This window comes from Achromobacter sp. EG18, from assembly GCF_059759395.1.
The window spans coordinates 5721824-5736800 of record NZ_CM186213.1 but is presented as its reverse complement, the minus strand read 5'-3'; the positions used below and the strand labels follow the sequence as shown (position 1 = coordinate 5736800).

Genomic DNA, 14977 nt, shown 5'->3' with positions numbered 1-14977 from the left:
CGTTGTTATTTGCGCTCGGGGCGCTGGGGCGGAAGACTAGGAAGAAAAGCTGTCTGGAACCTGTCGTTTTTTTGGAGGGCCGGGGTCGGGGTGGGGGGATGTTGAGCAAAGAAGGGATGTAGGCCGTCCGGGGCGGGGTGGGTGTCGCGGAGCGCGCCTGCGATTGCGGTCCGGAGCCTTCGCTCCGGACTGCCCCTGCCTCAACCTCGTGGCCGCCCTTCGGCGGCTGCCTTCGGTTTCCGTCGGGCGCATCTGACGGCACGCTCCGCGACACCCACCCCGCCCCGGACTACCGGTTTCTTGGTTTGATGCGTTGCTGGACCTCGGCGGCAGGGGGGAGTGGTGGTGGCCCGCCTTTTTGGGCCGCGCAGGCGGCCCAAACGGCATACGCGGTGGGGGATTGCGTGGCGGTGTGCGCTGCGCGCGGGTGGGGAGCGGGGCGCTATGACAGGGCGTTACAGGGGGACGGATGTGGCGGCGGGGGCCATGGGTGGCTGGGGACGCTATGCGACAATTCGCGCATGCGGATTCTGGTGATCGAAGATGATGAGGACCTGGCCGACGCGCTCGTACGCCGGCTGCGTCGTCTTGGGCATGCCGTCGATTGCCAGAAGGATGGGTTGAGCGCGGATGGGGTGTTGCAGTACGAGACCTTCGATCTGGTGATCCTGGACATCGGCTTGCCGCGCATGTCGGGGTTCGAGATCCTGCATCGGTTGCGGGATCGGGGCAGCAAGACGCCGGTGCTGGCGTTGACGGCGCGCATCGATATCGAGGATCGGGTGCATGCGCTGGATACGGGGGCCGATGATTATCTGGCCAAGCCGTTCGACTTCCGCGAACTGGAAGCGCGTTGCCGGGCCTTGTTGCGGCGGCCCAGCGTGCAGGCGGCGGGGGTGTTGCGGTTTGGCGAGCTGGTGATCGACAGCGCGGCGCGGCAGGTCAGCCTGGCGGGGCAGCGCATCGATCTGCCCAAACGGGAGTACAGCCTGCTCGAGATCCTGCTGGCCGGCATGAACCGCGCGGTGAGCAAGGCCGAGATCGCCAACAAACTGTTCGCGTTCGATGATGATGCCGCGCCCAATGCCATCGAAGTCTACATCGCGCGCTTGCGCAGGAAGCTGGAAGGCTCGCCGCTGCGCATCGAGACGCAGCGCGGCACCGGCTACCTGCTGAAGGCGGTCGAGGATGCCGACGCCGACGCGGCGCCGCGGGACTGAGCCGGTGCCGTCCCGCCGCATTTCCGTGCGCCGGCGCCTGCTGGCGATGCTGCTGGCGCTGTTCGTGGCGGGGCTGGGCGCGCTGTACCTACTGGTGCGCGGCTATGCGCAGCAGACGGCCGACACCACCTACGACCAACTGCTGCGGGCCTCGGTGCTGTCGATGGCGGACAGCCTGCAGCTGGTGCAGGGCGAGTGGCAGATGGACATGCCGTACGCCGCCCTCGCGCTGTTGGAACAGGCGCCGCGCGACCGCGTTTTCTACCGCGTGGCGGCGGCCGATGGCGCGCTGATTTCCGGCTACGCCGACCTGCCTGCCCCGCCTGCTCACGGCGCCGACGCCAACGCCGACACGCAACTGTTCACCGCCACCTACCAGGACCAGCCGGTGCGGGGGGCGTGGATGGAGCGCAAGATCGCCGGCCCGCGCGCCACCGAGACGGCGCTGATCCAGGTGGCGCAGACGCGCGAAGCGCGCAACGCGCTGGCCGCAAGCATCCTGTGGCAGGGCACACTGACGCTGATCGGTTTCACCGCCGCGGCGCTGGCGCTGGCCTACTGGGGCCTGCAGCGCTCGCTGTCGCCGATCCAGCGCATCGAGCGCGAACTGGCCGCGCGCAGCGCCGCCGACCTGCATCCGATCGCCGCGCCCGTGCCCGAGGAGCTGGACACGCTGGTGCATTCGCTCGACGGCTTCATGGCGCGGCTGTCCGAGAACCTCGACACCCTGCGCCTGTTCATCGCCGAGGCCGCGCACCAGCTGCGCACGCCGCTGGCGGCGCTGCACGCGCAGATGGAAGTGGCGCTGGACGAAGAAGACCCGGCCGAACAGCGCCGCAGCCTGCTGGCGGTGCTGCGCAATGCCGAGAAGCTGTCGCGGCTGGTGAACCAGCTGCTCAGCGACGCCAGCGTCATCCACCGCAGCAACGTGCGCAAGTTCGGTCCCGTGGACCTGGCCGAGCTGCTTTCGCAGGCCGTCTACGACACCGTGCCGCAGGCCGACCCGCAGCCCGATGTGCGGCTGCAACTGCCCGCCGCGCAAGAGGGCGCGCCGCCCCGCATCGCGGGCGACAGCCTGATGCTGCGCGAGGCCTTCAAGAACCTGATCGACAACGCCCTGCGCCATGGCGCCTCGGCGGATGGCCACATCGACGTGCGGCTCGAACGCGACGACGCCGGCTGGCGCATCACCGTGGCCGACCAGGGGCCCGGCATCCCGGCCGCGCTGGCGCAAAGCGCCTTCGAGCGTTTCTCGCGCGGCCCCAACCCGCGCACGCCCGGCGCGGGCCTGGGGCTGTCCATCATCAAGCGCGTGGTCGACATCCACCACGGTCGGCTCAGTCTCAGCAATCGCCCCGGCGGCGGCCTCGAAGCCGTCGTCCTCCTGCCCGCCAACGCCCATGACGCCTAGATTTCCCCTGCTCGCGCGCCTGGCCGCGGCTGGCGCCGCCCTGCTGCTGACCGCGGCCAGCTTTGCCGCCGAGACCAGCACCGACGGCCTGACGCTGGGCCCGGCCGACAGCAAACACGTGCTGGTGCTGCACGCCTCCAACAGCGTGCAGGTGTTTCGCGGCGTGCTGGAGGACTTCAGCCAGCTCAACCCCGACGTGCGCCTGGAATACACGGAGCTGTCGACCCAGGCCCTGTATGCCGAAGTCGCCACCCGCGCCGCGCAGGCGCCGCGCGAGAAGGCCGGCCCCGACCTGGTCATCAGCAGCGCCATGGACCTGCAGACCAAGCTGGTCAACGACGGCCATGCCCAGCCGCACGTTTCGCCGGATACCCGCGCCCTGCCCGCCTGGGCCAACTGGCGCGACGAGGTCTTCAGCATCGGCACCGACCCCATCGTCATGGTCTACGACACCCGCCGCCTGGACGCTGCGCGCGTGCCGCGCACGCGCCGTGAGTTGCTGGCGCTGTTGCAGGCGCCCGACCAGCCGCTGGCCGGCCGGATTTCGACCTACGACGTCGAAGGCAGCGGCATCGGCTACCTGGCCGCCACCCAGGACGCGCGCCTGGACAGCCTGGCCGGCGCGCTGCTGGCCGCCTTCGGCCGCAACGGCGTCGGCGTGCACGAGTCGACCGAACACGCGCTCGACAAGCTCGAACGCGGCGAAATCACGCTGGCCTACAACCTGCTGGAATCCTATACCCGCCACCGCATCGACCAGGGCGCGCCGCTGGCCATCATTTACCCGCAGGACTACACCCTGATGCTGTCGCGCTCGGCCATCATCCCGCGCCAGGCCCCGCGCCCCGACCTGGGCGCGCGCTTCCTCGACTACCTGCTGTCGCCGCGCGGCCAGGACATGATCGCGCGCCAATCCGGCATGCGGCCGGTCAGCGCCTCGGTCGTGCCGGCCGCCGGCGTGCGGCCGGTGGCGTTGGGCGTGGGGTTGCTGGTGTACCTGGATCCGCTCAAGAAACGGCATTTCCTCGAAGTATGGCGGGCAGCGGCACAGCCGCCGCGCCAGGCGGACTGAAGCGGTCAGGCTAGGTAAACCGCCACCTCATCCGGCGTCAGATAACGCACGAACGTCATCGACGGCTGCTGCGCATCATGGATCGCGCCGTTGAAACCCGACCAGTTGCGTTGCATGCCCTCTTCCGTCTCCAACGCGATCAGCACCCGCTTGCCATGCCGGGCCAGATTGTCGCGCAGCGCCGCTTCGCCCCAGGCAAAACGCATGTCGTTGACCAGCTTTCCCTGCGCATAGGCATCGGCCTGCAGCCACTGGAAATCGGCGCTGTCGCGTTCGGCGTCGGGTTTGCGCGCGGCGATCTCGCGGCGCACGCCCAGGGCCTGGACGCGGTCCCGCATCAGGTTCTGCAACAGCGTGAAGGCGTGGAAATTGTTGTTGATGCCGTGCGCCCGCGCCACGAAGCCCGTGCCGGAAGTGGGCAACACCACCACGAGTTCTTCCTCGTAGCTGATGCGCGAGGCCAGCCACAGGAAATGCAGCTGCTCGAACGGCAGGTTGTCGTTGAGCGTGGTCATGGCGTACAGCAGGTCCATCAGTTCGGCGTCGGCGACGAAGGCCTGGTGATTGCGCTGGTCGCGCATCAGCATGGCCATCATCGGCAGCACCAGGGTGTCGATGGCGGCGACCTGCGCATCGAGTTCCCAGCGCCGGTCCTCGGGAATGGCTTCAAGCCGCGCCACCGCCTCTTCCCAGGCCATGCGGTCGGCTTCCTCGACCTCGGCGTCGTCATCCTCGACCTCCAGCGCGCACGGCCGCAGGGTCTGCAACCACGGGCCCAGCAACGCCTGCAACGCGGGGAACAGGAGAACGGGATCGGCGCCATCCTCCACCAGCGAACCGCACATCAGCGCCAGCGCCGCCGCCCGGCTGGGGTGCAGCGACGGCAGCAGTTCGGCGCAGAACCGCAGGCTGGCGCTGGTGTGCGCCGGATCCTGGGCTTCCTCGTAGAACGCGCGCACCTCGGGGCGCTGAAAGAACGCATCGAGGGTCTCCACGTCGTCGGCTGACGTGACCGGGGAGCGGAGCGCGGCGGCAAGCGAGGCAAAAGAGGTCGGCATGGGCGGACAGGAATAGTGAATCGGGGGACACCACTATGGCACAAACGGCCCCCCCCAAACCGAAAGCTGCCGGCCGCGCCGACCGGCGCGGATCAATACCGGTAGTTCACCCCCAGCATCGCACTGAACGGCGCCCCGTAGTAATTGCTGTAGACGTTGGTGCTGGCGTAGTACTTCTTGTCCAGCACGTTGTTCAGATTCAGCGTGGCCGACCATTGGCGGTTGAACTGGTAGCGCGCCATCAGATCGACCAGCGCATAGCTGCTCTGCGAGGAATCGAATTGCTGCCCGCCGGGGCCGCGGCTGGTGAAGCCGCTCTGGCTTTCCCAGCGCACGCCGCCGCCGACGGTCAGCGCGCTCCAGGCGCCGGGCAGGCGGTAGGTGGTGTAGAGCTTGGCGATGTGTCGCGGCAGGCCGACCTGGGTCGAGAAGCCCGTCGGCAGGCGGCGGTCCACGTAGGCATACGACAGCTGCATCTGCCAACCGGGCATGAGTTCACCGCTGAGCTCGGCCTCCACGCCGCGCAGCACCGCGCCGTTGGCGGCGACATAGGCGTTGTCGCCATTGGGGGCCAGCTTGTCGCCGTCCAGCATGGCGTAGTTGTCCTGGCGGGTGCGGAACAGCGCCAGCGCGCCGTTCAGGCGGCCGTCCAGCCAGGCGCTCTTCAGGCCGATTTCGTAGGTGTTGCCCTTGATCGGCGCAATGCCGCTGCCCGACACGGTCTGCGCCTGCTGCGGCAGGAAGATGCTGGTGTAGCTGGCATAGGCGGACAGTGTCGGCGTCAGGTCGTAGACCAGACCAGCATATGGGGTGTACACACCTTGCTCGCGCATGTTGTCCGGATAGGCCGAGCCGTCGTTGTAGGTATACGAGGCCTGCTGGTCCCACCAGGTGATCCGCGAACCCAGCACCAGCGACAGCGCGTCGGTCGGGCGCAGGCGCAATGCGCCATAGACCGCGTTCTGCTTCTCGGTGTAGTAGCGCTTGCCGGTCGCCTGCCATTGGGGTTGCGGCATGTCGCCATCCCAGGCGCGCACGTCCGGGATGACCGGGTCATAGCCGGGCGCGGTCCACAGCGGATAGGTGTCGTAGTCGCCCCGGGTGCGCGACAGGCTCACGCCCAGCACCAGGTCGTGGCGGCGGCCCAGCGCGTCGAACGCGCCGCTCAGGCTGGCGTCCAGCGCGTTCTGGGTCTTGGGGATCGGCCATTTGGCGACCCAGACCGAGGCGCCCTGCCCGGTCTGCGGGTTGGCCCAGCCGTTGCTGCTGAACCAGCCATAGGTGCGGTCGTTGTCGTCGCCGGTGCGCGACAGCGTCAGCGACCCCTTCCATGATGACGAGAATTCGTGGTCGAGCGTGGCGAAGACGTTGTAGCGCGTGCGTTCCTGGCGGCTCCAGTTGGTGGCGGAATTGAACCGTTGCCGAAAGTCGGTCTTGGAACCATCGGCGTAGTACGCGGGAAAGCCGAAGTACGAGCACGCGGTGCACTTCTTGCGTTGGTATTCCGCGCCCAGGGTCAACAAGGTGCGCTCGGTCAGGTCCGCCTCGACCACCCCATACAGCAGTTGCGAATCCTGCTTGACGCGGTCGATGAAAGAGCCGCCCTCCTGCCAGGCGCCCACCAGACGCCCGCGCAGCTTGCCCGATGCATCCAGCGGGCTGCCCAGGTCGAACTCGGTGCGCCGGTAGTCCCACGATCCGACGCTGGCGCCGACGCCGGCCTCGAATTCGCGGGTCGGCCGCTTGCGCACCAGGTTGATGGAGGCGGCCGGGTTGCCTGCCCCGCTCAGCAGGCCGGTGGAGCCGCGCACCACTTCGATGCGGTCATACAGCGCCGTGTCCAGCCCCAGGGCATTGAAGTCCTTGTGGGTCGGCACGCCGTCGACCTGCATGTTGGTGATCTCCATGCCGCGCGCATACAGGCCCTTCTCGTTGTCGTCGGCCGAGCCCTTCTTCTTGAAGGTCAGCCCCGGGGTGTTGACGATGGCGTCTTCCAGCGTGTTCAGGCCCTGGTCGGTGAGCCGCTGGCGCGTCATCACCGAGACCGACTGCGGCGTCTCGCGCAGCGTCATCGGCAGCCGGGTGGCGGTGTTCGATACGCCGACCGTGTACGAATCGGTGCCTTCGCTGGGCGCGGGTTCGCGCGCGCCCAGCACTTCGACCGGCGCCAGCGTCTGCGCATTGGCGGCGCGCAGGCCATAGCGGTTGCCGCCCTGATTGACGGCCTCCAGCCCGGTGCCCGACAGCATCGCCGCCAGGCCCGCGACCACGCCATAGTCGCCCTGCAGGCCGGCGCTCTGGCGGCCCTGGGTGAGCGTGGCATCGAACGACAGCACCACCCCGGCCTGGGCGGCGAACCGGCTCAGGGCCAGGCCCAGCGGGCCGGGCGGCACATCATAGTGGCGCGACGCCTGCGCGCTGGAAACGGCCTGTGCCTGCGCCGACGGCGTGGCGCCCAGGGCGCCCAGGGCGGTCAAGGCGATGACAACGGCGCGCGCCAGGGGCGCGAGTTTGGCGGAGTGACGAAGCAAGGGTACAGAAGGCATGGACTCAGGTTTCCGTATGGCAGATCCGACGTAATCCCTGCTAAGTCGGACGAGCGCGGAAAAAGGACAATGCCGAGCGAAAAAAATCAGCGGCGGGCGACGATGCGGACGTAATAACGGGTAAAGCGCGCGATGTTCACGGGCAGCGCGCGCGTCACGGCGGCCAGCGCCTGGTCGGTGTCGTCGACAGGAAACGCCCCCGACAGGCGCAGCGCCGCCACGCCATCGTCGCATCGCAGCAGCCCGGGCCGATAACGGTCGAGCCGGGCAATGAAGTCGTCCAACCGCCAGTTGTCGACCACCAGCAGGCCCCGCGTCCAGGCGTCGGGCTCGCCGGTGATGGCGCCGGCCGCCTGCGCCCCCGCAGGCGCCAGCGTGCCCTGCTCGCCCGCCTTCAGGATCACTAGCGCGCCGCCCGTCGCGGGTTCCAGCGCCACCGCATGGCGCAGCACCGCCACCCGCGTCAGGTCGTCCTGCCGCGTGACGATGAAACGCGTGCCCAGGGGACGCACCGCGCCGTGCGCGGTGAGCACGCGCAAGGGCGGCAGGCCGGGACGGACGTTTTCGGTGTCGACCAGGATCTCGCCGGCATGCACGAAGATGCGCCGCTGGCCGGCGTCGACGGTCACGTCGACCGCGCTGGCGCTGTCCAGCCAGAGCAAGGTGCCATCCGCCAGCCGCAGTTCGCGGCGCTCGCCTGCCCCGGTGCGGTAGTCGGCCAGCATCCGCTCCATCGGCAGGTTGCGCCAGGCCGCCAGGCCACCGGCGCCCAGCAGCGCCACCGCGCCCAGTCCGTTGCGCAGCGCCGCGCGGCGGCGCGAGAAATGCTGGTCGGCACGATTGAGCGTGTCGGCAGCCAGGCGCGCCGGCGCGGCTCCCAGCGTGCCGCGCAACCGTTCCACCTGCCCCCAGATGCGCGCATGTTCGGGATCGGCCGCCAGCCAGCGCCCATGCGCCGCCAGGTCGGCCGCGCTGACGTCGTCCGCGCAGAGTCGCGCGTACCATTGCGCCGCCGCGGCGATGGTCTTGTCCGCCATGGCCGCCTACTGCCGGGCCAGCGCGTACACCAGGCAATGCTCGGTGGCGCGCGCCATGTACTTCTTGATGGAACTGACCGTCACGCCCAGGCGGGCGGCGATCTCGGCGTAGCTGGCCCCTTCCAGCTGGGACATCAGGAAAGCGCGCCGCACCTTGTCGCCCAGGCCGTGCAGCATGGCGTCGATCTCGCGGATGGTCTCGAGCAGGATGGCCTGGGTCTCGGGCGACATCGCGCAGGCCTCGGGCTGCTGCGCCAGGGTTTCGAGCCAGGCGCGTTCCAGCACCTGGCGGCGGATGTGGTCGACCAGCGTGCGTTGCGCCACCGTGGCCAGGAAGCTGCGCGGCTGCCGCACGCCCTGCAATTGCGCCATCGACGCCGGCGACGCCAGCAGGCGCAGGAAGGTGTCCTGGGCCAGGTCGGCGGCCTCGGCCGGCACGTTCAGGCGCCGCAGCAGCCAGCCGCGCAGCCAGCCGTGATGGTCGCGGTACAGCCTGCCAAGCTCGCGGTGTTCCAGGGATTCCGTGGACGACATGGCCGTCGCGTCAGCGCCTTGTGAATTTCGGGAATGGGAATTGTAATCATTATTGATGAAGGCATTCAAATGCCCTTCCCATTACGGCCGGCGCCGCCCGGCGCCTCACCACGTCACATAGAACATCGCCTTGGCCAGCACCACGATGCCGACCATGTGACAGAAAACGCTGATGTGAATGCGCCGCTGCACGGCCGGCGTCAGCCGCCGCTTGCGGGCCAGCGCCAGGGCCGTGACGACGTGCACCGCCACGCTCGCCGCCAGCGCGATCTTGATCGACAGCAGGATGCCCAGCGGCGAGCCGGTCGGATGCGCCAGCACGCCGCGGTATTGCGACGCCAGGCCCAGGCCCGCCAGGTACAGCACCAGCACCGCCCACGGCACCGTGCCGCGCACGCGCGGGCCGAGCTGGGCGCCGAGCGCCTTGCGCACCTCGGGCGGCAGGCGCCGGTGCACCGGTTCCAGGAACAGCACCTCGAAGGTCACCGTGCCGACGAAGACGAAGGCGGCCAGCAGGTGCAGGATCAACAGCAAGGGATAGGTGTTCATGGCGGTGCCTGGATAGGTCATCAGAACCGGTAGGCCACGCCCGCGCTGAACGCCCTGCCGTTGCCTGGCAGGAAGATCGGCATGGCCGCCGTCGCGCTGTTGCGGATGGCGTAGCTGCTGGCGTAGGTCTTGTCGGTGAGGTTGTCGGCCTGCACGTAGGCGCTCCAATGCGCATCATGCTCGTAAGCGATCTTGAAACCCAGCAGCGCATAGGCATTCTGCTGCGTGCCCGGCGCGTTGGCGTGGTTGGTCTCAGTGTCGCTCATCAGCCAGCGCAGGTTGGGCCCCGCGCGCCAACCGCCTTTGCGGTACATCAACTCGGCGCTCAGCAGGTGGCGCGGCACCCCGGCGATGCGGTTGCCCTGGAATTCCCCCTCGCGGAAACGGAAGTCGCTGAAGGTGTAGGCGACGCGGTAGTCCAGCAGGCCGTCGCCCGGCGCCGGCAGGCTGCCGGACAGGCCCGCTTCGATGCCCTGGTGGCGGGTACGACCGCGATAGTTGTAGGTGCCGGCCGGCGTGCCGTTGGCGTTGGTGACGGACATGAGTTCATCCTCCACCCGGCTGCGATAGAGCGACACGGTCCAGCGCAGATCACGGCCGGCCACGGCGAAGGTGCCATCGCCGCCGAGTTCGACCGTCAGCGCGCGTTGCAGGTCGAGCTTGCTCATGGAAGTGACGGCGGTGGCCGGGTTCATGGGCGCGGGCACTTCGCCGTTGACGATTTCCCAGAAGGTCGGCGCCTCGTTGCTGCGGCTGACGTTGGCATACCAGCGCTGCGTCTGCGCCGGTTGCCAGACGATGCCCAGGCGCGGGGTGGCGTAGTTCCAGTCCTGGTCCAGCGTCTTGCCGCTGCCGCGCTCGCGCGCATCGCGCACCGCCTGGGTGTACTTCAGGTCGCCGACCAGGCTGAGCTGCCCGGTGAGGTGCCAATCCAGGCCGATCAGCGCGCTGCGGTTCTCGGCCGTCAAGGCATAGTTGCCGAAGCGTTGCAGGCGGCGTCCATCGGCGGGACGGATGGCGTAGAAGTCGCGGTCCATATTGCTACGCTGCCAGTCGAGCGCCACGCGGTAATCGACACTGCCCGCCTTGCCGGCCAGCTGCCACGCCAGGCCGTAGGTATCGCCGTCCGTGACGTTGGCGACCTGCGGGTTGGTGAAGTCGTCATTGGTGCGCTGCCAATAAAGGCCGGCGGTCTGGTTCAAGTCGTCGCTGCCCCAGTAGCTGCGGTTGGCGATGCGGAACTGGCTGGTCTCGCGGTGCGGGTCCCGGTTGTAGACGTTGTTGGCCAGGTCCTGCGGCGAATTGCCGTCGCCCAGCACGCCGCGCGGATCCGCATACATGCGGGCCTTGGGCACCGGCTGGGGAATGTCGAACCTGAGGTCGGTGTAGGACAGATAGGTACGGTTCTCGAAAGTCCCGCGACGAAAGCCCAGATTGCCCTGGAAGCTGGAGCGTTCGGACGCCGAATGATGGCGATAGCCATCCGACTTGTCGTAGCCGAAGCTGAAGCGGCCATCCAGGCGCTCGTCCTCGAAGCCCTTGGACAAGGTGACCGAACGCGTGCCGAAGCTGCCAGTGCCAAGCCGGATCTGGTCACCCTGGGTGCCTGTGAGCGACCGGAAGTCGACTTCACCGCCCAGCGTCGTGGCGCCGGGTGCCAGCGCATTGGCCCCGCGCCGCACGGCGACCAGGCCCGCGTTGCGAGGTTCGAGCAGGCTGATGACGAACGAGCCGTCGGCATCGTTCAGCGGCAAGCCGTCCTGCATCAGCAGGATGCCGCGACTGAGGGGATTGCTCTGGATGCCGGAACCGCGGATGTTCAGCCGGGGCTGGTCCAGTCCGCCGAAGAATTCCTGCACCACCACGCCCGGCTGGTAGTCGAGCGCATCACGCAGCGTGATCAGGCGCACCTCCTGCTGCGGCAGGATCAGGTTGGTGCCACCCGGCACGGCCTGTTGTTCGGCCTGGATCCGCCGGGGACCGGGATCGAGCCCGCGCGTGACGGACTCGCCGGACACGACCACCGGCGACAACGACGGCACGGCCTGGCCGGTCGCGGGAGGCTGCGGCTGGGCATGGGCCGCGGACAGGCCGAGCACGCCCAGGGTGAGGCTAGACGCCAACTGGCGTAGGAGGGGGGATGTCATGCGAGTACTTCCACGTAGCAAGGAAACAAAAGAGCGTTCATGGCGGAGCCGGCGAACGGGGAAATCGGAAAGACGGAAATCCTGGCAATGGCCGCGTCACAGCCCGGCGCCGGCCTCCAGCAACAGGGCGCGCAGGCGCACGGCCGACAAGGCGCCAGTGGCGTCCGGCTCGATGGCAATGACGCTCCCTTGCCGCACCAGCACGCAGCGGTCGACCAGGCCCAGCAATTCCTCGGGGTCGTGGCTGATGCACAGCAAGGCCGCGCCGCTGCGGACCAATTCCTCGCGGCAATTGGCGGCCAGCTGGCGGCGCAGCGCCGGATCGAGCGCGCTGAAGGGTTCGTCCAGCATCAGCAGGTCGGGTCCCAGCGCCAACGCGCGGGCCAGGGCGACACGCTGCGCCATGCCGCCCGACAACTCGCCCGGCCACGACTGCATCGCCGCGTCCAGCCCCACCCGGACCAGCCATTGCGCTGCCAGCGCCCGCGCCCTGGCGGGCGCATGGCCGGCAGCACGCAGTGGCAACGCCACGTTGTCCAACGCGTGACGCCAGGGCAGCAGCCGCGGTTCCTGGAACATCAGCGCGGCGTGGCGAAAATCGTTGCGCAAGGAGCCGCCGCTGGGCCGCGCCAAGCCGGCGGCCAGGCGCAACAGACTGCTCTTGCCGGCGCCGCTGGGGCCGATCAGCCCCAACCGCTCGCCCGGACGCAGGCGCAGGTCGACATCGCGCAACACGGATTGCGCGCCATAACGCAGGGACAGGCCGCGCAACTCAAGCATGGCTCGGCTCCATCCAGCGCCCCAGGCGCCGCTGCAGCGGTTGCAGGAAGGCGAATTCCAACAAGGCCACCAGGCCCAGGATCAGCAGCACCCAGGCATACAGCTCGGCCGTGTCGAAGGTGCTGCGGGCATTGGCCAGCGCGTAGCCCACGCCGTTCTCGGCGCCCAGCACCTCGGCCATGACCACCAGCCGCACGCCGCCGCAGGCGGCGATCAGAAGCGCCGCCAGCAGCGGCGCGCTGAGCGCGGGCAGGTACAGGTGCCGCAAGCGCAGCCAGGGGCCATAGCGGTAGACCTGCGTCATCTCGATCAGCTTGCGATCCACGTGCAGCATGCCCTTGACGGTGTTGACATACATGCCGGGCGCCATCATCAGCGTGGTGATGAAGATCACCATTGACGAACCCAGGCCGAACCACAGCATTGCCAGCACCACCACGACCACCGGCGGCATCGCCATCAGCAGCCAGCGCAGGGGCTCGATCAGGCCGCGCAGGCGGGCGCTGTGGCCGGCCAGCATGCCCAGCGCGAAACCCAGCGATGCGCCGGCCAGCACACCGACGCCGATGCGCATCAGGCTGACGCCAGCGTTGGCGAAGAATTGCGGGCCGCGCACCAGCGGGCCGATGGCGCGCAGCGCCTCCCAGGGCGTCGCCATGAGCAGCGGCCCGAGCTGGCGCGCGGCCAGGTGCCAGGCCAGCAACAGCAGCAGCACGCCGGCCGCGCTCCAGGCGCGCGAGGTGCGCAGGGCCGGCGTCCCCTGGCGCGAAAAACGCGGGCCGCTCATGGCCCGTAGAAGCCGACCGGCGGCAGGCCGCCGCCGATGGCCTGGGGATAGCGGTTGGCCAGCAACTGGTACAGGGCCTCGATGTCGGCACGCGCCTCGCGAGCGCTGCGGCTCCGCAGGCGCGTCTGGCGGATCGCGGCTTCGAGGGCGGCCTGCGGCATGTGCGGCAGATGCTCGCGCACCAACGCCGCGCATTCGGCCGGATGATCCATGCACCAGCGCGCGGACGCGGCATAGGCCGTGTCGACCGCCTGGCACAGCGCCACGTCGTCGGCCACGCCCGCGGCGGCCATGATGCCCGCCTGCGGCAAGGCAGGCTGCGCGGGGAACGCGGCGCGCCAGGCCTGCTCCAGGCTCGGACCGCGGTGCAACGTGGGCGCGCCAGCCTGCTGCCGCGCCCGCCACAGCAGCAGCGACGCCATGGGTTCGACCAGCAGCGCTTGTTCGGTCTGGCCGTCCAGCATCAGCGCGATCGCGTCCTGGCCGTCGCGTGTGCGGCGCAGCCTGACGGGCGCCAGACCGCGCGCGGCCTGGGCCTCGAGCAGCGTATCCAGCAGCACCGCCGGCAGGTCGCGCTGGAATGGCACCGCCAGCTCGCGGCCGGCCAGGTCCTCGAACGACTGGATGGCGGGGTCGCGGCTGACCAGCCAGAGAATGCCCCACACCGAGATGTTCAGCAGCCGCACCGGCAGCCCGCGGTTGCGCAACAGCGCCGGCAGCGTGCTGGGCGCGGCGCTGAAGTCGACGTCGCCGTTCACCAGCAGCGTGCGCAGCTGGTCGGCGCTTTGCCACAGGCGAAAGCGCACCGCGTCCGCCTGCCCGGCCAGGGCGCCGGTCGCGGCCATGTGCATCAACGGATAGCTGACCACGGCGCCAGGCCCGGCCAGCGTGAGCGTGGCGCGTGGACGGGGGCCGGCCACGCCCCAGCGCGGCAGCAGCGCCGCGGCGCTGACCGCGGCGCAGAAACGGCGGCGCGTCGGGATGTTCTTCATGGAATTTCAAATGGGAATTGTTATCGTTTAAAATTTTCCCATTCACGCGCAAAGACCCAGAATGACAAATATCAATCTGCCCGACCCGGTCGCGGCGGACCTGCTCGCCCGCCATCCGCTGCTGCGCAGCCTGCCGCCGCCGGCGGTCGCCGAAGTCGCCACGTACCTGGTGGGCGACGCCGTGCCGCTGCGCGCCGAGGCCGGACAGATCCTGTTCGGCGAAGGCGACGTCGCCCGCCACTACCTGTTGGTGGGCCACGGCCAGGCCGAGGTCATGCGCTATGGCTACAACGGCGACGAACGCGTCTTCCGCGTGTTCGAGCCGGGCACGCTGATGGCCCATGCCGCCATGTTCATGCCGCATGGCCGCTATCCGATGCAGGCGCGGGCGCGCACGGCTTTCCAGGGCTGGCGGCTGTGCCGTCGCCGGCTGCACGAGGCCTGCCGCCAGTGGCCGGACCTGGCGCTGGCGCTGCTGGCAGGGCTGAGCAAGAACCTCTACGACCAGGTCAACAGGGTCGACTGGATGACGTCCAGCTCCGCGCCGGAGCGGTTGGCCAACTATCTGATGGGACTGCGCGAGCGCCAGGGCGACACGGTGACGCTGCCGCTGAACCAGCGCCAGCTGGCCGCGCACCTCGGTATCCGCGCCGAGACCCTGAGCCGCCTGCTGAATGACTGGCAGACCCAGGGCCATGTCAGCGGCAAGCGCCGCGAATGGATACTGCACACGCCGGCCTACCTGGAAAAACTGGCGACGACGGCCAAACGGCCGTTCTGACGGCCGGCTGCCACGCCCGGCGCGCCGCGACGCCGGCCGTGATGCCGGGCCCGCCAATGACAT

At 69.2% G+C, this 14977-nt stretch carries 13 protein-coding genes; 4 read left to right on the top strand and 9 right to left on the bottom strand.

Features of this window, described 5'->3' with window-relative positions:
• Positions 1-521: 521 nt before the first annotated feature.
• From AC6CR5_RS26500 to AC6CR5_RS26490, 3 genes are read left to right on the top strand one after another with little or no spacing between them, the layout of a single operon-like run.
• Positions 522-1220, top strand: coding sequence for a response regulator transcription factor (locus AC6CR5_RS26500; RefSeq protein WP_020924786.1), 699 nt, complete (start codon positions 522-524; stop codon positions 1218-1220).
• Positions 1189-2631, top strand: a complete 1443-nt coding sequence (locus AC6CR5_RS26495; protein ID WP_498085070.1) for a sensor histidine kinase N-terminal domain-containing protein — start codon at positions 1189-1191, stop codon at positions 2629-2631. Before AC6CR5_RS26500 ends, AC6CR5_RS26495 begins: the two co-directional genes overlap by 32 nt.
• A complete protein-coding gene (locus AC6CR5_RS26490; protein ID WP_150101373.1) occupies positions 2621-3703 on the top strand; it encodes an ABC transporter substrate-binding protein in 1083 nt (360 codons plus the stop codon). Before AC6CR5_RS26495 ends, AC6CR5_RS26490 begins: the two co-directional genes overlap by 11 nt.
• A 5-nt stretch (positions 3704-3708) precedes the next feature.
• On the opposite strand, the gene AC6CR5_RS26485 is transcribed toward AC6CR5_RS26490, so the two are convergent.
• From AC6CR5_RS26485 to AC6CR5_RS26445, 9 genes are all read right to left on the bottom strand, one after another.
• A complete protein-coding gene (locus AC6CR5_RS26485; protein ID WP_498085069.1) occupies positions 3709-4761 on the bottom strand; it encodes a hypothetical protein in 1053 nt (350 codons plus the stop codon).
• A gap of 92 nt (positions 4762-4853) precedes the next feature.
• The gene (locus AC6CR5_RS26480; RefSeq protein ID WP_498085068.1) at positions 4854-7307 is read right to left on the bottom strand and encodes a TonB-dependent siderophore receptor; all 2454 of its coding nucleotides are present in this window, start codon (positions 7305-7307) and stop codon (positions 4854-4856) included.
• Positions 7308-7393: 86 nt separating this feature from the next.
• Positions 7394-8344 (bottom strand): FecR domain-containing protein, encoded by a 951-nt coding sequence (locus tag AC6CR5_RS26475; RefSeq protein WP_150101379.1) that lies wholly within the window; start codon positions 8342-8344, stop codon positions 7394-7396.
• A gap of 6 nt (positions 8345-8350) precedes the next feature.
• Positions 8351-8878: a sigma-70 family RNA polymerase sigma factor gene (locus AC6CR5_RS26470; RefSeq protein ID WP_054443133.1), complete on the bottom strand. Its 528-nt coding sequence runs from the start codon at positions 8876-8878 to the stop codon at positions 8351-8353.
• A gap of 105 nt (positions 8879-8983) precedes the next feature.
• On the bottom strand, positions 8984-9427 hold the full coding sequence (locus AC6CR5_RS26465; RefSeq protein WP_053499941.1) for a CopD family copper resistance protein: 444 nt from the start codon (positions 9425-9427) through the stop codon (positions 8984-8986).
• A 20-nt stretch (positions 9428-9447) separates the two neighbouring features.
• A complete protein-coding gene (locus AC6CR5_RS26460) occupies positions 9448-11574 on the bottom strand; it encodes a TonB-dependent receptor family protein (RefSeq protein WP_498085067.1) in 2127 nt (708 codons plus the stop codon).
• Between the two features lie 96 nt (positions 11575-11670).
• Entirely contained in the window at positions 11671-12354 is a 684-nt protein-coding gene (locus AC6CR5_RS26455; protein ID WP_241072149.1) for an ABC transporter ATP-binding protein, read from the bottom strand.
• Positions 12347-13141 (bottom strand): ABC transporter permease, encoded by a 795-nt coding sequence (locus AC6CR5_RS26450; RefSeq protein ID WP_054504995.1) that lies wholly within the window; start codon positions 13139-13141, stop codon positions 12347-12349. The genes AC6CR5_RS26455 and AC6CR5_RS26450 overlap by 8 nt, the downstream gene beginning before the upstream one ends.
• Positions 13138-14133, bottom strand: coding sequence for an ABC transporter substrate-binding protein (locus AC6CR5_RS26445; RefSeq protein ID WP_053499937.1), 996 nt, complete (start codon positions 14131-14133; stop codon positions 13138-13140). Before AC6CR5_RS26445 ends, AC6CR5_RS26450 begins: the two co-directional genes overlap by 4 nt.
• A 61-nt stretch (positions 14134-14194) precedes the next feature.
• Between AC6CR5_RS26445 and AC6CR5_RS26440 the strand changes: the two genes are divergently transcribed.
• Complete coding sequence (locus AC6CR5_RS26440; RefSeq protein WP_024068035.1) at positions 14195-14914, top strand: Crp/Fnr family transcriptional regulator; 720 nt, start codon at positions 14195-14197, stop codon at positions 14912-14914.
• The last annotated feature ends 63 nt before the right edge of the window (positions 14915-14977 follow it).